Source organism: Flavobacterium sp. GP15 (genome assembly GCF_014281985.1).
GTDB classification, from domain to species: domain Bacteria; phylum Bacteroidota; class Bacteroidia; order Flavobacteriales; family Flavobacteriaceae; genus Flavobacterium; species Flavobacterium pygoscelis.
On record NZ_JACFTC010000004.1, the window covers coordinates 227110 to 246680 of the forward strand.

The 19571-nt window shown below is 34.1% G+C and carries 12 protein-coding genes; 8 read left to right on the forward strand and 4 right to left on the reverse strand.

Annotated elements, in window-relative coordinates; genetic code table 11:
• Positions 1-413: 413 nt before the first annotated feature.
• The 5 genes from mobA (at position 414) to H2650_RS10600 (ending at position 8656) form a co-directional block, all read left to right on the forward strand.
• The gene (mobA, locus tag H2650_RS10580; protein ID WP_370566850.1) at positions 414-860 is read left to right on the forward strand and encodes a conjugal transfer protein MobA; all 447 of its coding nucleotides are present in this window, start codon (positions 414-416) and stop codon (positions 858-860) included.
• A complete protein-coding gene (gene mobB, locus H2650_RS10585) occupies positions 857-2173 on the forward strand; it encodes a conjugal transfer protein MobB (protein WP_188050774.1) in 1317 nt (438 codons plus the stop codon). Before mobA ends, mobB begins: the two co-directional genes overlap by 4 nt.
• 116 nt (positions 2174-2289) lie before the next feature.
• Positions 2290-4290 (forward strand): conjugal transfer protein MobC, encoded by a 2001-nt coding sequence (mobC, locus tag H2650_RS10590; protein ID WP_188050775.1) that lies wholly within the window; start codon positions 2290-2292, stop codon positions 4288-4290.
• Positions 4291-4942: 652 nt separating this feature from the next.
• Entirely contained in the window at positions 4943-8206 is a 3264-nt protein-coding gene (locus tag H2650_RS10595) for a type ISP restriction/modification enzyme (protein ID WP_370566851.1), read from the forward strand.
• Positions 8207-8215: 9 nt separating this feature from the next.
• On the forward strand, positions 8216-8656 hold the full coding sequence (locus tag H2650_RS10600; RefSeq protein WP_188050776.1) for a hypothetical protein: 441 nt from the start codon (positions 8216-8218) through the stop codon (positions 8654-8656).
• A gap of 395 nt (positions 8657-9051) precedes the next feature.
• Here H2650_RS10600 and H2650_RS10605 read toward each other — a convergent pair whose 3' ends face one another.
• The 3 genes from H2650_RS10605 to H2650_RS10615 form a co-directional block, all read right to left on the reverse strand.
• A complete protein-coding gene (locus H2650_RS10605) occupies positions 9052-11133 on the reverse strand; it encodes a type IA DNA topoisomerase (protein ID WP_188050777.1) in 2082 nt (693 codons plus the stop codon).
• A 21-nt stretch (positions 11134-11154) separates the two neighbouring features.
• Positions 11155-12582 carry a DUF3945 domain-containing protein gene (locus H2650_RS10610; protein WP_188050778.1) on the reverse strand — a complete coding sequence of 476 codons (1428 nt, stop codon included), beginning with the start codon at positions 12580-12582 and terminating at the stop codon, positions 11155-11157.
• Between the two features lie 99 nt (positions 12583-12681).
• On the reverse strand, positions 12682-12975 hold the full coding sequence (locus H2650_RS10615; RefSeq protein ID WP_188050779.1) for a helix-turn-helix domain-containing protein: 294 nt from the start codon (positions 12973-12975) through the stop codon (positions 12682-12684).
• A 1151-nt stretch (positions 12976-14126) separates the two neighbouring features.
• Between H2650_RS10615 and H2650_RS10620 the strand changes: the two genes are divergently transcribed.
• The 3 genes from H2650_RS10620 to H2650_RS10630 all read left to right on the forward strand — a co-directional run bounded on the left by H2650_RS10620 (position 14127) and on the right by H2650_RS10630 (position 16935).
• A complete protein-coding gene (locus H2650_RS10620) occupies positions 14127-14987 on the forward strand; it encodes a helix-turn-helix domain-containing protein (RefSeq protein WP_188050780.1) in 861 nt (286 codons plus the stop codon).
• Positions 14988-15085: 98 nt separating this feature from the next.
• Positions 15086-16570 (forward strand): MauE/DoxX family redox-associated membrane protein, encoded by a 1485-nt coding sequence (locus tag H2650_RS10625; RefSeq protein WP_188050781.1) that lies wholly within the window; start codon positions 15086-15088, stop codon positions 16568-16570.
• 95 nt (positions 16571-16665) lie between these two features.
• Positions 16666-16935, forward strand: a complete 270-nt coding sequence (locus H2650_RS10630) for a DUF6520 family protein (protein WP_188050782.1) — start codon at positions 16666-16668, stop codon at positions 16933-16935.
• A 43-nt stretch (positions 16936-16978) separates the two neighbouring features.
• Here the strand turns inward: H2650_RS10630 and H2650_RS10635 are convergent, their stop codons facing one another.
• Positions 16979-19567 (reverse strand): prolyl oligopeptidase family serine peptidase, encoded by a 2589-nt coding sequence (locus H2650_RS10635; RefSeq protein WP_188050783.1) that lies wholly within the window; start codon positions 19565-19567, stop codon positions 16979-16981.
• Between the last annotated feature and the right edge of the window lie 4 nt (positions 19568-19571).

Genomic DNA, 19571 nt, shown 5'->3' on the forward strand with positions numbered 1-19571 from the left:
ACTCCCATACCTAAATATGTATTTATGTTTGTTTATGAGTACAAATAAAGGAGCTAATACATCTATGTTTTAGCAGAAGGTATTTATTGGCTTTTACTGGCGTTGTTTGGCAATGCTTCCTAATACAACATTTTAAAATTCTATTATTTACTTTGTTTAAACACAAATTAAATGAACCAATGAAAGGATCAAATCAATATTTGGCTAAGAACTGGAACGGCCTTAAGCCGTTTATTCCCTGCTCTACTAAATCCTGTTCCGCCGAGAGGCGGACGGATTATCTGTTCACCAGAACAGAGCAAGTTGTGTTTTGAGGCACTCGAAATGAATTCCGTGCCTCAAAACAACTTGCCCCCTGCGGCGGGGCTAAAAACTCCCTCCAAAGTCGGGGTTTTCTAAAAATTAAAATTGGAATGATGATGGAGAATCAAGAGAACAAAAAACAACACAAAGGTGGTAGGAATCCCAAAAAGGATCCTAGCATACACCGTTATGTTTTTCGTTTAACGGATCAGGAAAATGCTAAATTCCTATCTCTTTTTGAAACTTCAGGTGCAGACAATAAAGCTCATTTTATTACTTCAGTTCTATTTGAAAAGCAAATAAAAACGGTAAAATTAGATATGGCAGGAATGGATTATTACATGCGATTGACCACTTTGTATGGTCAGTTTCGTGCCGTTGGCGTTAATTACAATCAAGTTGTCAAGATACTGTACCGTAATTTTTCCGAGAAAAAAGCAGCAGCCTATCTCTTTAAATTGGAAAAACAAACGATACAACTAGCGCAGTTATGCCGCGATATCGCTCAATTAACAGCAGAGTTTGAATTAAAACATTTGAAAAAAGAAGAAAAATGATAGCGAAAATTGGTCGTGGAGCAAATATAATTGGTGCGCTTTCGTATAACAATTTGAAAGTTGATCAAGAAAATGGAACAATAGTAGCCACCCATAGAATAAGAGAAACAGTCAATGGACAGTATACCGTAAACCAATTATACAGTTCATTTGAACCGTATCTAATGGCGAATAAACGAACAGAAAAACCAGTTTTACATATCTCTCTCAATCCCAATCCAAAAGACAACGTAAGCGATGAAGACTTTAAAAAAATTGCAAAAGAGTATATGGAACTTATGGGTTATGGAGATCAGCCCTATGTAGTATTCAAACATACAGATATTGAACGCACTCACATTCATATTGTTTCGACCTGTGTAGATCGTTACGGTAAAAAACTACCTGATTCCTATGAAAAATTACGTTCGATGGAGGCCTGTCGTTCATTAGAACAGCAATTCCAACTACTCCCTGCAACTGTAAAAAATCGAAATCCAAAAGAAGCAATTTTCAAACCAGTTGACTACAAAGAAGCTAATGTAAAAAGCCAAATAGCATCAGTAGTGAGACATCTACCAAAGTATTACCAGTATCAAAGTTTAGGAGCATATAAAGCTTTACTTTCTCTTTTTAATATAACCGCTGAGGAAGTGAAAGGAGAGCTCAATGGCATACCCAAGCAAGGCCTTGTCTATTTTGCATTGAATGAAATGGGACAAAAAGCAACTAATCCATTTAAATCCTCTCTCTTTGGAAAACAAGCTGGAATGGATAGTTTGCAAGAATATTTCGAAAAATCGAAAGAAAAAATGAAAACTGAACCTGCAAAAGAAATCCTAAAAAAAACGATCGCAGTTGCGATTCATTCCTCTTATGATGAAACCGATTTTAAGAAACAGCTACTAGAGCAAGGCGTAAATACGATTGTTCGAAGAAATGACCAAGGACGCATTTACGGAATCACTTTTATCGACCATGAATCACGTACGGTATGTAATGGCTCACAATTGGGCAAAAATTTATCTGCCAACGTTTTTCATGAGTTATGGAAAAATGATGGAACTCAAAAAGTTCAGAATGATAGTAAGATTAATAAAATAGACTTATCCAAAAATCAAGAGAAAGATTCTAAACCAGAAAATGAAAAACCACACGCTCTTTTCGATTTTCATAATGGAAATAATTCAATACTTTCTAATACTGATTGTGGACTTATAGAAAGTCTTGGAAGTTTATTACCAAATCCTCAAGGTGAAGATTATGAAGAGCAAGCATTTGCTAATCAAATGCAGAAAAAGGCGAAACGAAGAAATTATCGAAGCAAGAAATAGAACCATAAGTTATTCTACAGACAAATAGTGCCACTAAAAGCCTTTTGAAGTCACTTCGATTTTTGGATTTATCCAAACTATTAAATTCACTTGCTGAAATTTTAACTAGTTTAAACATGCAAGGAGAAGACGATTTAAGAGGACTCGCCAAAATAATGGCTTTCATGCGAGCAGTAAGTATCCTTTTGATGCTAATGCACTTTTACTGGTTTTGTTATAGCTTTTTTTTAGAAAAGGGCTGGACACTGCAAATCATTAACAAGATACTGGGTAATTTCCATCGTACAGCAAGCCTGTTCTCCCGTACTTTATATACCAAACTATTCTCTTTGATCCTATTAGCGTTAAGTTGTTTGGGAACGAAAGGAGTAAAAAACGAAAAAATCAGTTGGTCTAAAATATCCATCGCCTTAATCATTGGTTTTATACTTTTTTTTCTCAATACACCATTACTCAAGCTATCCTCAAGCATAGCAACTTCTGTGTATATCGTGACTAGCTCAGCTGGTTATATTTCGTTAATGATGGCTGGCGTTTGGATTAGCCGTTTGCTTCGTACCAATCTCATGAACGATGTATTTAATAACGAAAATGAAAGTTTCATGCAGGAAACCAAATTGATGCAAAATGAATATTCCGTTAATCTGCCTACCCAATTTTATTATAAAGGCAAATGGAATAAAGGATGGATTAACGTCGTAAATCCTTTTAGAGCTTCCATAGTTTTGGGAACACCTGGATCAGGAAAAAGTTATGCCATCATAAACAACTACATCAAGCAGCACATTGAAAAAGGATTTTCCATGTACATCTACGATTTCAAATTCGATGACCTTTCCACCATTGCATACAATCATTTATTAAAGCATAGCGATAAGTATACCGTTAAACCAAAGCTTTATATTATCAACTTTGATGATCCTAGTAGAAGCCATCGCTGTAATCCCATCAATCCGGATTTCATGACGGATATCTCAGATGCTTACGAATCGGCTTATACTATTATGTTGAACCTCAACCGAAGTTGGATACAAAAACAAGGAGATTTCTTTGTCGAATCTCCTATTATATTACTGGCCGCTATAATCTGGTATCTGAAAATTTATGATAACGGAAAGTACTGTACGTTTCCCCACGCCATTGAATTACTCAACAAGAAATATGTTGATGTATTTACCATCCTTACTTCCTACCCTGATCTCGAAAACTATTTGTCTCCGTTTATGGATGCTTGGCAAGGTGGCGCTCAAGATCAGTTGCAAGGACAAATCGCTTCCGCAAAAATTCCGTTGTCACGAATGATTTCGCCTCAATTGTATTGGGTGATGACTGGTGATGATTTTTCGCTGGATATCAATAATCCAGATGAACCTAAAATACTTTGCGTTGGAAACAATCCTGATAGACAAAATATTTATTCAGCTGCTTTAGGTTTGTACAATTCGAGAATTATAAAACTAATCAATAAGAAAGGGAAATTAAAAAGCTCTGTTATAATCGATGAGTTGCCAACTATCTACTTTAGAGGATTAGACAACTTGATCGCAACGGCTAGAAGTAATAAAGTAGCCGTTTGTTTGGGCTTTCAAGATTATTCGCAATTGACACGAGATTATGGCGACAAGGAAAGTAAGGTGATCCAAAATACTGTAGGCAATATCTTTAGCGGTCAGGTTGTAGGAGATACTGCGAAAAGCTTATCAGAACGCTTTGGGAAAATATTGCAGAAACGTCAGAGTCTAACCATCAATCGAAACGATAAATCAACTTCCATTTCTACACAATTAGACAGCTTGATACCAGCCTCCAAAATTTCAACGCTAACACAAGGAATGTTTGTGGGAGCTGTTTCGGATAACTTTGACGAACGCATTGAACAGAAAATTTTTCATTCCGAAATTGTAGTGGATAATCAGAAAGTAGCTGCAGAAACTAAGGCATATAAGAAGATACCCGTTATCTCATCTTTCGTTGATGAAAATGGAGAAGATCAAATGAAAGCCGAAATAGAAGCTAATTATAAACAGATAAAACGGGATATTGTTTTGATTATCGAAAGCGAACTGGAACGCATTAAAAATGATCCTGATTTACAGCATTTGGTTCAGGAGAATTAATTCAAAAGAATATCGATGATCTGGCAAATCTAACTAATCCATATCAACTACTGTTAATTATTAAATTTCAAACACTGACGACCATTTTCGAAACTATTGATTTCTCTTTACCAAAGAAGGGTTGATGGTATCATATGCCTAAGAACTCAATTCATTCATAGACAAATACAGCCAAGCTATAAACATTGATCTGGATAATGATGTGTTGAATTTCGAATAAGCTAAATGTGTTGAAGAATATTTCAGATTAGATTAAACACAAATGGACTAAATAATTATTCAAACCCTAACTGCAGTACACAATTGGAAATTGATAACTAAAGAAATTTGCTTTTCTAGAGTATAACGGGAGTTGATGGATAAGGCTCTTGAAAAATAAAACATTCCGGAAATGAATATAAAATCTTTACAGAAATCTATTTTCTAGCCACAAGAAGTATTTTCTATGTGTAAAAACTTCATTCACAAGGGCTTTACACATGCTATCCTGCAAAGATAATAAGTTCCTTTTAAATTCCCTAAAGCTGTTCAAAACTCACGACAATCAACCCAATATTATTCAGAAAAAATCCCTATTTTTAAAGTCGAATAAAAGCGTTAGCCATGTCATTATTCCAGCCTTCAGTTCTCAAGAAATATTTAAGCCAGCAAAATGAAGCTGCAAATCAAAATATCTATTAGAAAGATAAAACAACCAGCCGAAAAAAGTAAAACAATGACCCTTCAACAATACATTAGCAAAATAAATACCCTATTTCAAACCGGAAACGCTCGCGAACATTCGTATCGTGGAGATTTACAAAATCTATTAATGGCGATCTTGCCTGATGTTTTAGTGACCAATGAACCCGCTCGTGTAGCCTGTGGAGCACCTGATTATGTCTTAACTCGTAAAGACATTCCGTTAGGGTATATTGAAGCCAAGGACATTGGGGTAGACTTAAAGAGCAAAACCTTAAAAGAGCAATTTGACCGATACAAGTCAGGATTATCGAACCTTATTTTTACGGATTATATGGATTTTCATTTCTATAAAGATGGACAATTCATTACCAAAATCGCAATTGCTACTATGGAAGAAGGAATCATTGTTCCCCTTCCCGAAAACTTCGAACAATTCAATAATCTTATTCAAAATTTTGCTGAAGTAGTTTCACAAAGCATAAAATCGCCAACGAAGCTGGCACAAATGATGGCAGGAAAGGCAAGATTGATGGCTGATGTTATTGAAAAATCTTTGAACAACGATGATGTAGAGAACAAACGATCGCAGTTAAAATCCCAGATGTTATCGTTTCAACAAATGTTGATTCACGATATTGACAACAAATCATTCTCAGACATCTACTCTCAAACCATTGCTTATGGAATGTTTGCAGCACGCTATCATGATCCAACCTTACCTACGTTTTCCAGAATGGAAGCTGCCGACTTAATCCCGAAATCGAACCCGTTCTTACGAAAACTATTTCAAGACATTGCGGGTTACGACTTGGATACTCGTTTAGTTTGGATTGTAGACGAATTGGTCAACATATTCTTAGCGACTGATGTAGCGCATATCATGAAAAACTTTGGTAAAAGCACCAAACAAGAAGATCCCGTCGTTCACTTTTACGAAACCTTCTTGGGCGAATACAACCCTGCTTTGCGTAAAGCACGTGGCGTTTGGTACACACCGCAACCGGTGGTGAATTTTATTGTGCGTGCGGTAGATGACATCTTAAAAACAGAGTTTAATTTACCACAAGGATTAGCAGATACCTCTAAAACTAAAATCAAAAAGAAAAGTGTTACACAAACTGGTATAGGAGCCAAATCTAAAATTGTAGAAGTAGAAACCGAAATCGAAGTACACAAAGTACAAATTCTTGATCCGGCGACAGGAACAGGGACATTTTTGGCAGAAGTAGTCAAACACATCCACCAAAAATTTAAAGGACAAGAAGGCATTTGGAGCAAATATGTAACCAATGATCTAATCCCGAGATTGAATGGTTTTGAGTTATTAATGGCGAGTTATGCGATGGCACATCTTAAGATGGACATGCTACTAACCGAAACAGGCTATAAACCCACCGATGACCAACGTTTTCGTATTTTCTTGACCAACTCACTCGAAGAAGCGCACCCAGATACCCAAACTTTATTTAGTTCTTGGCTTTCTGACGAAGCCGACCAAGCCAATGCAATCAAACGTGATGCTCCTGTAATGGTAGTGATTGGGAACCCGCCGTATAGTGTGAGTAGTAGTAATAAAAGTGAATGGATTCAAAATTTGATTAAGGATTATAAGAAAGATTTAAACGAAAGAAAAATTAATCTTGATGATGATTATATAAAATTTACCCGTTTTGGACAGCATTTTATCGATAAAAATGGAGAAGGAGTGTTGGCCTACATTTCTAACAATAGTTTTATTGATGGTATAACACATCGTCAAATGCGTAAACACCTACTAGAAAGTTTTGATAAAATCTACATTTTAGATTTACATGGTAATGCAAAGAAAAAAGAAGTGTGTCCTGATGGTTCACCAGACCAAAATGTATTTGATATTATGCAAGGGGTTTCTATTAATTTATTTATAAAAACTGGAAGAAAAGGTAAAAGTGAGTTAGGAACAGTATTTCATAATGATTTGTTTGGTAAAAGGGATTTTAAATATCAATATTTAACTCTAAAAAATATCCAAGAAATCACATGGAATAAATTAGAATGTAAGGAACCAAATTATTTTTACTTTAATAAAAATTTAAATGAAAGTGATTCTTATTCTACATTTTTAAAATTGGATAATCTGTTTTTAGAATATGTTTCAGGTATCCAATCCAAAAGAGATGCTTTATCAATAAAATTTAATGAAAACGAGTTAAAAATATCAAAGGACATTTTATTAAGTAACGAAAACATTGAAGTTATAAGAAAAAAATTAAATCTTCCTTTAGACGGAAGAGATTGGTCAATAGTTGGTGCAATAAATGATTTAAAAAACAATAATCCGAAATTACGAAAATATCAGCACAGACCTTTCGATGAGAGATACACTTATTATACAGGGAAAAGTAAAGGTTTTTTAGCCTATCCAAGGTATGGTGTTTTAAAGCATTTTGTAGAAAAAAACAATATTGGTATATTATTACCAAGGCAAGCAATAACTGAAAAATTTGGCTTTTTCTTATGTAATAAAATATGTGATATAAATTATACTAGTAATGCAGGTCAATTTGGTGCGGGATTAGTTTTTCCTCTCTATCTCTATCCAGAACCCAATTCCCAACAAAACCTATTAGAGACTCCAGAGCGAGTGCCTAATTTAAATATGGAAATGGTTGAGAAATTTGCGGATGGTTTAGGTTTGGCTTTTGTTAACGAAAAAGAACCAGAAGGCAACCTGTGTTTTGCTAACAATTCAGAGGTTCGCGATGATTTCAAAACTACTTTTGCACCTATTGATATTTTAGATTACATCTATGCCGTTTTGCATTCGCCAACCTATCGTGAAACCTACAAAGAATTCTTGAAAATAGATTTTCCTCGCGTTCCTTATCCGAACGATCTAGTCAAATTTTGGGAGTTAGTTACATTGGGTGGTCAATTGCGTCAGTTGCATTTACTAGAAAGCGAAACCGTAGAAAACTACATCACCGAATATCCCGAAGACGGCAATAATATTGTGGGGAAACCAAAGTATGTTGAAGGAAAGGTTTATATCAATGAAACACAATATTTTGATAAGGTACCCGAAGCAGCTTGGAACTTCTATATTGGCTGCTACCAACCCGCTCAAAAGTGGCTCAAAGACCGAAAGGAGCGCGAACTGTCTTTTGAGGATATTTTGCATTATCAAAAAATGATTGTAGCGTTATTCGAGACCGATAGAATTATGAAGGAGATTGATAAAATTGAGATTTAATATTTAAAAATGGAAAAAGAAAGACTTTTTGAGTTAATAAGGAAAGAAGAAATTTTGTTATTTGCAGGAGCAGGTTTTTCCATGTATGCTGGATATCCATCAGGTAAGGACTTATCTAAAACAATGCATGCTAACCTAACTCCCAGCCAACAGAATGAAATTCAGCTTACATCTGATTTACTTCAAGTAACCGAAGATATTTATAATATTAAAAACAGCAATAAAAACTACCTAATTGAGGTTTTAAAAAAAGAGTTTCAAAAAGAACCTAGTTCAATAAAAACTCACCAGCTTTTGGCTAAAATACCACAAATAAAAACTGTTATAACAAATTTTGCTGAAGCAGTAAAAAATGATTTGCCAGACAAACAAATTTTTAAAGAAATGGGAGCAGGAAATGTGAATGTAAACGAGCTATTTGAACAATTAATTAGTGCTTTTAATATCTAAAAATAAAGTTTTGCAGTTCCAGGCGGGATACCTTAATTTTTCGGTATAAATGGAAATTTATTACTATTCATCCTTGCATTCCAAAAACACAGTTCAAAAAAAAACAGCAGTCCCGCAAAAGCAGGACAGCTGTTTTTTTTATACTGAATCATTTCTCAGCTGCAAATTTGCATTCCTTGCATTCGGTCAGGTTTTAATAAACAGGATAAAGCTTCATTTCGTTATGCTCCGTTCCTACGCTCCACAGCATTCAGCCCTATCCTTTTTATATTCCTCCTCCATTTCAATGAGGATTCTCTTCTCCTCTTTCAAGTTTGTTTTCTTTCTGCATGAACTGTAACATTAAACTTTATTTACATTTTTTTTAAAAAATCAGCCTAGATAAATCAAAGGTTTTATTTCTTTTTCTTCCTATCAGGAAAAACAAAAGAGGTCTCTCCTACTTCGTTCATAACGATAAAGGCGTCAAATTTCTTTCCAGATTTACTAACCATCCCTTTTAAGAGGCTTGTTTTGCCTTTAGTAATTAATGCTTCCAGATCCACAAGGCTTAGCTTTACGCCACATATATTGCGGAACTGAACCCAATTGCAATTTTCATCCTTGCATTTTACCAACTTATCCCTAATCGCTAATTTCTGAGCTTTACATTTTGGACAAATTAGTTCTGGTTGCTTTTCGACTTCAATAGATAAAACAAGTAGTTCTTGAGTTATCGTTATTGTAAAAGCCTCAATTTTTTTTTGAAATGTTGCTATATCAGCTTCTTTGTTTTCAATTTTTTGCAGCGCTAATTCCCACTCGGAAGTCATCTTTACATTAGAAATCTTCATGTCTTTTACTAATTCGTAAACCTTTAATCCTTTGTCTGACGGTACAAGTGATTTCTTATCTCGTTTGACATACTCAAGTTTTAAAATTGTTTCAATAATAGCTGCTCTAGTGGCAGGCGTACCAATTCCTGTACCTTGCAATACTTTACGTTCTTCTTCATTGCCAATCTTATTTCCTGCATTTTCCATTGCTGAAAGTAAACTTGCTTCCGTATATGGAGCAGGTGGTTTGGTTTTATTCTCCAATATTCTGGCCGCCTTAATCTTGACTTCATCACCGATTTTTAGTTCTGGTAAGTCTTGAATAGGATCTTTTCCTTGATCAGAAAAACTGCCATTAATAGCTCTCCAACCTGCATCAATAATTTTAATTCCTTTTAGTTCAAAATCATAGTGTAGCACCTGCAAGACAAGGTTTGTTATCTCTTTTGTACAAACAGGAGAAACGGTTTCAAGTAAACGGTATGCGATCATTTCATAAATAGCTTTTTCCTTTGCAGACAAAGCTGATGGAACCTTATGTGTAATCAATAAACCATGGTGATCGGTTACCTTTAAATCGTTGACAATTCGTTTATTCAAACGTCCGATCTTCATTTTAGCAACTACTCCTTTAAATTTCTGTGTCTCTTCCAAAATCCAAATAAGTTTAGAGATTTCTCCCCACATATCTTCTGGAATATACTTGCTCCCGGTACGAGGGTAACTAATGAATTTTTTCTCGTATAGGCTTTGAGCGATATTGAGAGTTTCCTCAGCAGTTAGATTTAATTTAATGTTAGCCTCTTTCTGTAATGCTGTAAGATCGAATAGCAATGGTGGTTGCTCATTAACTGTTTTTGTTTCTATACCAATAACCAAAGCTGTTCCATGTCTCTGTAACGATTTCAAAGCATCATCAGCTTGTTTACTACCTTCCAATTTTATTGTGGAAAGACTTTTGAAATCTGTAAACTCTTTACGATGTTCCAATTCAATTTGCCAATATTGCTTGATAACATATGACTTGTTTTCTAAAAATCGTTTACAAATGAGTGCTAGCGTTGGTGTCTGAACCCTTCCCAAAGAATAAATACCACCTCCACTTGCAATTGTTAATGCTTGTGATGCATTAATTCCTACTAACCAGTCTGCACGGCTTCTACCTACTGCTGCTTGATGCAGACCATCAAAATCTTTTCCTGGATTCAAGTTATTAAACCCATTTAGAATTGCTTTTTCAGTTAGCGAACTAATCCACAAACGCTCAAAAGGCTTACTGCAGTTAAGATATTCGTAGATGTAACGAAAAATAAGCTCCCCCTCTCGTCCTGCATCAGTAGCCACAACTATGCTTTCACAATTTTTAAATAGTTGATCAATTACATTCAGTTGTTTTAATGCCCCTAGATCACGAACATAACTTTTATCTTTCTTGACCTTGCGCACTGTTAACAAAAATGGATTAGGTAATACAGGTAAAGTCTCTCTTTGAAATCCATTTACACCATAATCTTCTGGCATTGCCAAAGACACTAAATGTCCGAACGCCCAGGTTACCTGATATCCATTTCCTGTCAGGTAACCCTCTTTCTTCTCAGTAGCTCCTAACAAGATGGCTATCTCTCGAGCAACACTTGGTTTTTCTGCAATTACTACTTTCATTGATTTAACTCTTTAGAATAATTACATTTTTCGACCTTTTGATTTAACTGCTGCTTTAGGCTTCTCCTGTTGTTCTTGTTGTTTGGTACTGTCGGGATTGTTCTGTTCGCTTTTCAAAGGCTCTTTAATATTCTTAGTCGCCTCGTTGGTTTTACCTTCAGAATTAACAGCAACCTGTGTTTTACTTTCCTCTTTAAGTTGTGCTTTCTCTTGTAATTTATTAGGATTATCAAAAGAAAAACCAGTTTTGGCTGTTTCTTTATCGAATGTAATATAACCCTGGTACTCCTTACCTTTCTTGTCAAGCAAACCACTTACATAAACTGTTTGTCCGTCTTTAAGTTTTTGATGTTGTTGTTCGTCAAGTTCTTTGCCTCGAAATTCTTTTGGTACATCTTGTTGTTTACTTTGTGATTGTTTATTGGGATCTGCTCTATCAAAAAGAAATTCAACGTAACGTTTATCAGCATTAAATTGAACTGATGCATTGAAAGGCTCCCCTTTTTTGGAAATCATATCTTCGATGTACAAAGATTTTCCTTCTGTCAACGTCTGCTTTTGTTGCTCGCTTAGTTTTATTCCCTTTATTTCTTCTGGAATTTTGATATGTTCTGTGCGCAGTGCAATAACTTCTTTGGTCAAACGATCAAGGCTAATTATAGAAGGGATTGTTTCACCCGATTTGGGATTAATCAAATCAACAACTCTTCCCATGTTTCCAGTTTTGAGTAAGTTTTCCTTATCTTCTTTTGTAAATTCATGTCCAAAGAATTTGTAGTTTAACTGAGGTTCTTTTCGGATTCCATGAATGGCAAGAACCACTTGTCCGTTTTCTTTTTCTTGTAGTGATAGTCTAGCGTCCATTCGAGTGATGGACGATCCCAAATCAAGACTTACAGGAACTAGTTCATTGGTTTTATAGCCTTTTAACAGCGGTTCTAATAAGTTCATTTTTTCGAGACGTTCTTTACCTAATCCTAAATTAGACATAGCTTTCCAATCGATTTGTTCCAATTTGTAGCGATACTCGCCAACTTCGGGTGTTGATTGTTTAGTTTCCATATTATTTTTATTTTCAGGTTTATAATCTAATTTTATCTCGTGTTGTTCAAATTGCTTCCCTCCCATTTTCGTAGGTTTATCAACTTCTTTCTGCATTCTTTTCGCTATGTGTATTGCTTGGTTTTCTGGAACTCTAAAAAAGATTAAATTTGTTGGATCCTTTAACTGCCGATAAAAGTTGGAAAAAAAATTAGAAAACAAATCACCTTGTCTATCCACACGCATGAACTGGCTATCATTTTTTTTATCCGGAACTACTGACTGTAGTTCGTTATCTTTTCCAATTCCCGTAACTGCCCTTACTTCCTTTTTATTGGTATCAGATACCAACAAAACATCCGAAAATTGCTCCCCTAATTTTGGATTACTTACAGTTTCATCTTTCATGTCAGTGCTTTTTAAAATTTACTTAATCGAAAATAAATAGTTAAAACCACATTGTTCACAGACTGACTTTAGATGGTAGATTTTGGCTTTTGTTGGCTTTTAATTTTGTCCTGGAGCATTAAAACTGTCTCGAATAAACTGATGAACATCGGATAGTTTATAGTAAATTTTTCCACTTATTGTATAATACGGTAGCTTACCCGTTGAGCGATATCGCTGAAGGGAACGGTTGCTAATCTTTAACATTTGGAGGAGATCCTGATTGTCTAGTAATTCTTCACCGTCAATATTATTTCGTTTCTTTTGATTTTCATTAATATTCTCGTTCAAAATATCAAAACGATCCATGATACGTTCCATCCACGCTATAAATTCCATTCTATCTATGTTCATAGTGATATATTTTAAGAGGTTATATCCTTTAAATTTCAATATTTTTTATATTGAAATTTATATTTAAGAAATCTGGTTACTCAAACTAAGATTGCCCTTAGTCTAACAAATTAAAATTTGAGTTTTATTAAGCTGATAACGTGGAAAAGAATTATTTTTTAAGAAGAGTAAATTTTATAAAAATAAATAGAAGAATTTCACAAGTACTTCACAAGTTGTGAAAGTTTTATTTTTATAAACTTTAAAATTGAAAAAAGAACTCAAACATATTTGTTGCGAAAATTCAAGTTCAGAAAATCTACTAATACTCTTCATAAAAGTTTTAAAAAATAATCAAAATTTAGAAAGTCACTGATATACTAATACTTTAGCGGCTTAAACCTATCAAAAGTGATATAATCAGAAAACTACCCCATATTTTGAGTAATTGGAAAATTATAATTTTTTAAAACAAATTGCTGTTGATTGCGAAACTGAAAAAGAACTTACTTACCATATTGCTATACACACTTTTGCATATACGGTTACACTTAAAAATTGGGTTTCCATTTAAGTGTTGGCAAAATTCTTGGACATAAAAACTTATGAACTACTCAGCATTATTCAAAATTCGTATAAAAGAAAGTCAGTTAGGACATGATTGATTTGAAGGATAAACTTAAAGATGATTTAATGGCTAAGACGAAGAGTTATTTTTACAAAGGTCTACTTTGATACTAAATTTCGTTATAATATTACCTCATTATTCAATTCTATATTACAACATGTATTTTTTAATAAAAATGTAGCAATATGTGAACTTTCATCTCTCAAACTGACAACTCCCCTCCCGAATCATCAACAAATACATCCCAACTGAAAAGTATGTCTCTTAATAGTAACAAGATAAAATTTAGAAGTATCTTAAACTTCAATGCCTCGCATTCAAATTCAAACAATCCTAAAATTATATGCCTAAAACAAATCTAAGACTATAATCGAACTTAATTTTCCCTATTCAATTCCCGAATTACACACTACAGTTTTAGCTTCAAATAATTTATTTTGATAGGTTTGCACAGGTTTTCCCTTTTCTTCAACCGGCAAATCACTTCAAATTATACAATATGTCAGAACAATTTAATCAGGACCGGATTAAACGTATTTACCAAATGCTGTTCGAAATGGCAACTGGAAATATGACCTTCCGCATCCATGATAATAGTAATGATGAATTAAAAAATACTGCTGAAGCATTAAATAAAATTGCTGAAGAACTCCAAAAAATAAATGCGGAATCAGAATACATAACCGCTTGCTACCAATACCACAATCTAATTCAGTTAACCTTTGTATTGGATAATGATTTTGTTTTATTGAGTTTTAATAATGAAGTGCCGCTCACTCTTAAGTACAATCCGGATACAATTGTCAATACCGACTTTGGTAAATTAATCGCTCAGCAATCGAAAGATATTTGGAAGGGTATTCTTGATGAATTAAATAAAAACTCTAATTACAACACTTCTTTGCAATTAATTTTAATTACTGGTGATAATCACTTACTGCCGTCATTTTGCACAGTATCACGATTACTATACAGCGATGAAATAATTGTAAGTTCAGTATCAACCATGCTGGAAGAGATGCGTAACATTAACGAAAGTGTATCTGGTTCAAAAATTCGCAAACACACTGAAGTGACGGCGGTACAAAATTTGCATGATTATATTTTAATTCATCTGGATGAACCATTACCCACTTTACATCACCTAGCACGAATGTTTGCTATTGAAGAACACATATTAAAAAATGGTTTTAGAACCTTTTTTAAAACCAGTGTCTATAGCTTTTATCAAGAGGAACGCTTAAAAAGAGCAAATCTAATGATCCAGCAAACATCTGTTTCTTTAAAAGAAATTGCCTATCTGAATGGTTTTAAGGGCTATCTCAATTTCTATAAAGCCTTCAAAAAAAGATTTGGCTACAAACCAAGTGATCTTTCAAGACCTGAAGAAGGTCTTCAATCCTAATACATTTGCCCTGTTTTACTTTTTGAATAACGAAATGCCTGAATTGCATAACTTTACAAAATTTTATTGTAGAATTTTACGCTACTAAAAAATCTAAAATGAAATTAACTGCTACACTAAGAGAGAAATTCAAAATCACAATAAGCTATTTGTTCATATTGCTTTTTGTATATGCTGCAGTTAGCAAACTAATGGATTTTCAAAACTTTCAAGTGCAATTGGGGCAATCACCGCTATTAAGTTCATATGCTGAATATGTGTCTTATGGCGTTATAGGCAGTGAATTACTCATTTCTATTATACTAGGGATTCCACAGTACAGAACGTATGCGCTGTACTTAGCAATAGCCTTGATGAGTATGTTTACATCTTACATCATTATAATACTCAACTTTAGTGCCTATGTACCTTGCTCCTGTGGTGGAATTTTAGAGAAATTGGGTTGGACAGAGCACCTACTTTTTAATATTTTTTTTATTGTCAGCGGCTGTGTTGCAATTCTTTTAAACAATCACATAAAAAAAGCACTGCCAGCATTAATTACAACAATTTCGATTAGTTCTTTCCTAATAATAATTTTGTTTATCAATTCCGAATCTACTATTCAGAAAGAAAATCCCTTTATACGCAGATTTACACCAAATATAATCTCAAGATTACAAGCAGTAGAATTAAATAACTACGGTTTTTACTTTGCTGGTCAATCTAAAAATAAAGTATATCTCGGTAATACATTTTCACCATTAACTGTTCTGGAAATAGACTACCGCTCCAATCAAAAAAAGCTATTTACAATTACATTAGACAATGATAAATTTGAATTTCGGTCGGTAAAAATCAAAGTTTTAGATACTGTATTTTTTCTGTATGACGGATATGTTCCTATCATTTATCGTGGGGCGGTATCCAATTGGGAAGCTAAGACATGGGTCACACGCAAACCCTATTTTACTATGTTACAACCGGTAGCATATAATAAATGTATATTTATGGGTCAGCAACTACGTAACGGTGAGAGTTTCTTGGGAACAATTGAGAAAGGTAACAACTATAAAATTAACAGAGCTGAAAAAATACTGCAGAAACAAATGGATGGTAAATTTGATACCGACGGGATGATGGCCTACAGCCCTAAAAGGAATATTTTTATATATACCTATTTCTATCGTAATCAATATACTGCAACTGACAGTCATTTGAAACTCCTCTTTCGTGGTAAAACAATCGATACCACTTCACAAGCAAAACTGAAAGTAGTCAAAATTTTAAAATCTGGCGATACAAAATTAGCTGCACCACCCTATTCAGTAAATATTAAAAGTACAATGCACAACAATTTACTTTTTATTCAATCAGGATTACGTGGACGCTTTGAAAACAGTACAATATGGACTAAAGCATCCATAATAGATATATACAATTATGAAAAACAGACTTATATCGGCAGTTGTTATATTTATCACGAAAATGATGAAAAGATGACCGATTTTGTAGCCAATGATAGCGGTATTTATGCGATAATTGGCCATAAAGTGGTCCGTTACAATTTTGGAAAACCCATATTATCTATTCTGAAAAATTAATAATTTAAAAATCTAATGCGGCCGTTAGCAGGACCTAGATCGAAAACCTGTATAAAAGAGTAGATCATTTTTTACTAACAATAAATATCTTTATTATGAAAACAAATGTTGTAAAAATCATGATGTTGCCTATTGCAGCATTCATGTTAGCAAGTGCTGCTGCAGTAACTACTAATGACGTAAATGAAAGTAAAGCAGATTTTGTAACAATGACTGGTTACATTCACGCACCGTTACCTTCAAGTTGCCAAAGTGTCGAAGTAGAATGTGATGAAAATGGTAGTGTACTATGTACCATAGGTGCGTCACAAGTGTTTGATTTGGATACTGGTACAACTTGTGCAAAACCACTTTACAGAATATAAATATTTAAAAAAAGCAGTTCTTGACAGAACTGCTTTTACTTTTTTATTTAGATTGTAAATAATAATCAAACCACTCTTCAATTCGTCTAGTCAGATCTATTTGATTTTCCTTTTGAATAATAGTGTGCCCTTCATTGGGATATATTAGCATCACGTTTTTCTTTCCAGCTCGGCGCAGAGCATTAAAAAACAAGATGTTTTGATCAAAAGGAAGGTTGTTTTCTAATCTTCCTGTCCATGTCAACAAGGGAGTGGTAACTTTTTCCGCAAAAAATAAAGGAGAATTTAAAGCATAATTTTCCTTATTCTCAAAAAACGGACCACCCATACGCCATTGCTGATTTTCACTCCGCCACAGTTCAGCTATATTCCTGACAGAATTAACTGTAAATCCCCAACTAATTAAATCTGCAACCCCTGCCCCAGCCACTGCACAAGCAAAAAGCGAACTTTTTGTAACAATAAAGTTGGTTTCATAACCTCCAAAGGAATGACCCGTAAGACCAATACGTTTGGAATCTATTAAACCAGTTGCAATAACACTTTTGGTTGCAGCTTCAACACAATTGTAAGCACTGATTCCCGGGAACCCTTCATCATAAACAATGTCAGGAGCAAGTACAAAATAATCCTTTAGGACGAAATTCTTAATATTAAAACCAGTATCGTTATAATTTGAAGGCGACATATAATCATGCAAATAACGTGTCATCTCAGAATAAATAGAAACAATTAAGGGATATTTTTTAGTACTGTCATAGTTTGAAGGGTAATAAAGTAAGCCACTTAGATTTTTTCCATCTTCTGTACTGTAATTAATCTGCGTTACTTTACCCCAATTGTAAGGCGACTGATGCTTATTACTTTCGTACAAAATTTTCCTTTTTTGATTTCGAATGCAAACTAATCTTGGAGCAACCGTGTAACTTTGTTCGCTGAAAACACAGACACCACTTTCCGACATGACAAGCACATCTGCTTTTAGTTTAGGAGAAGAGAGCATGGCTAGCGATCCGTTTTTTTGTAGCAGTGAATAGAATTGAACCTTCGAATTTTGATCTTGCGATTTGAAAATAATGGGTTGTTTAATATTCACGATTACAGACTCCCAACCATTATAATTGTTATACAATCTTTTTAAAAAACAACTGGAGTCAATAGAATAAACAACATTTTTTCCCTTCCCTTTGGTTAATCTCCTCAACTGTTGTTGCTCAATATTAAATTCAAAAACATCATATTCGTCTCTTAAATACAACGACTTATGGTCAGAACTCCAACCATTAATTCCAAACACTTTAGGTCTAGAACTATATTTCATATCATTGGAAAACCATGTGGTATCAAATTTGGCTGTAATATTTTTATGTATAGCTTGTGCAATATCATACAACCACCAATTACCATCTTTAAAATAACAAATATAATTGCCATCAGGTGAAAATGAAATCAGCCCACGTTCGCTTGGTTGCTGCTGTAACAATAGCTTTCTTGTGTTATCAACAATATTATACAAGTAGTAGTCTACTTCACCTTCTCGGTTAAAAACAGGTGCGTAAGCACTAGGATTATATACTACTGCAACAGATTTACTGCCGTTTAATTGCACGTTAGAGTGCAAAACATCAGTCACCTTGATAAAGCGATTTTCAGCTGGAAACCAACAAATCAATTGTGCCTGAAATTCCAAATCATCTTTTTTGGCTTTAGGATATAAAACTGCTTGATCAGTGTCCCAAACCTCAACGGCATCTTTATTATTAAAAGTAGTGTCCTTTGATTTTTTAATTCCAAAAAACACACGTTTTCCATCTTTAGATATGCGGAATGATAAATCTCGCACAACTCCATGGAACAAGGGGAAATCAGGATAGTTTTTTGGATCAAAACGAATAGGTTCAACATTTGTATTATTAAAATACAACAAAATAGTATCCGTGAAATTCAAACCTGACTCAATAACGAAAAAACCACCTCCATACTCTGATAGTATCAAGGAACCAAGGGATTCCGTAGTTGAATATAAATTATAATTTTCTAAATTATGCAGAGTAAAATAATTTACAGTCTTTGTAAGATTCTCTTGCCGAATATAAACCAATCTATTGCTTGTCCCATCGTAAACATATTCGTTTACATTCGTGATGGTTGCTGCAACAATTCCGTTTGCTTTCCTAATCACAAGGGTTTGGTCAATTGAATGTGTAATTAAAAGCTTTCCTGCATCGCAAAAAATGAAACTTTTTACAGCTGGTAGAATAGTCTTCTTAAAGGAATCAAGCTTAAGTACAGCCAATTCATTATTGGCCTGTAATGCTGCGAAAATGGAATCACTACCGAAATTCCATTGACTTCCATTAGGAATAGAAAATTTCTGATTCGTCCTTGTACTTTGAACATGCAAAGTATCCGCGCCTTTATCATAAATAGTACTATAACAAAACCAATCCCCTTTCGAGGAAATAAGCCTGTTCTCTACACTGTTCCATTGGTCGAAGTGCTCTTTTGTTAGATGCCTATTTGAAAGTACCTGCCCGAATATCGGACAGGACACGAACAAAAAAATACAAATTTGAAAACACATAACTACTGGAAAAGTTGGATGTCCAAAATAGATTTTAAATAATTTCATAAGT

Excerpts from the sequence above, each read along its gene's own strand:
- mobA (WP_370566850.1), top strand. The coding sequence starts at position 414 with ATGATGATGGAGAATCAAGAGAACAAAAAACAACACAAAGGTGGTAGG.
- mobB (WP_188050774.1), top strand. The coding sequence starts at position 857 with ATGATAGCGAAAATTGGTCGTGGAGCAAATATAATTGGTGCGCTTTCG.
- mobC (WP_188050775.1), top strand. The coding sequence starts at position 2,290 with ATGCAAGGAGAAGACGATTTAAGAGGACTCGCCAAAATAATGGCTTTC.
- H2650_RS10595 (WP_370566851.1), top strand. The coding sequence starts at position 4,943 with ATGAAGCTGCAAATCAAAATATCTATTAGAAAGATAAAACAACCAGCC.
- H2650_RS10600 (WP_188050776.1), top strand. The coding sequence starts at position 8,216 with ATGGAAAAAGAAAGACTTTTTGAGTTAATAAGGAAAGAAGAAATTTTG.
- H2650_RS10605 (WP_188050777.1), bottom strand. The coding sequence starts at position 11,133 with ATGAAAGTAGTAATTGCAGAAAAACCAAGTGTTGCTCGAGAGATAGCC.
- H2650_RS10610 (WP_188050778.1), bottom strand. The coding sequence starts at position 12,582 with ATGAAAGATGAAACTGTAAGTAATCCAAAATTAGGGGAGCAATTTTCG.
- H2650_RS10615 (WP_188050779.1), bottom strand. The coding sequence starts at position 12,975 with ATGAACATAGATAGAATGGAATTTATAGCGTGGATGGAACGTATCATG.
- H2650_RS10620 (WP_188050780.1), top strand. The coding sequence starts at position 14,127 with ATGCTGTTCGAAATGGCAACTGGAAATATGACCTTCCGCATCCATGAT.
- H2650_RS10625 (WP_188050781.1), top strand. The coding sequence starts at position 15,086 with ATGAAATTAACTGCTACACTAAGAGAGAAATTCAAAATCACAATAAGC.
- H2650_RS10630 (WP_188050782.1), top strand. The coding sequence starts at position 16,666 with ATGAAAACAAATGTTGTAAAAATCATGATGTTGCCTATTGCAGCATTC.
- H2650_RS10635 (WP_188050783.1), bottom strand. The coding sequence starts at position 19,567 with ATGAAATTATTTAAAATCTATTTTGGACATCCAACTTTTCCAGTAGTT.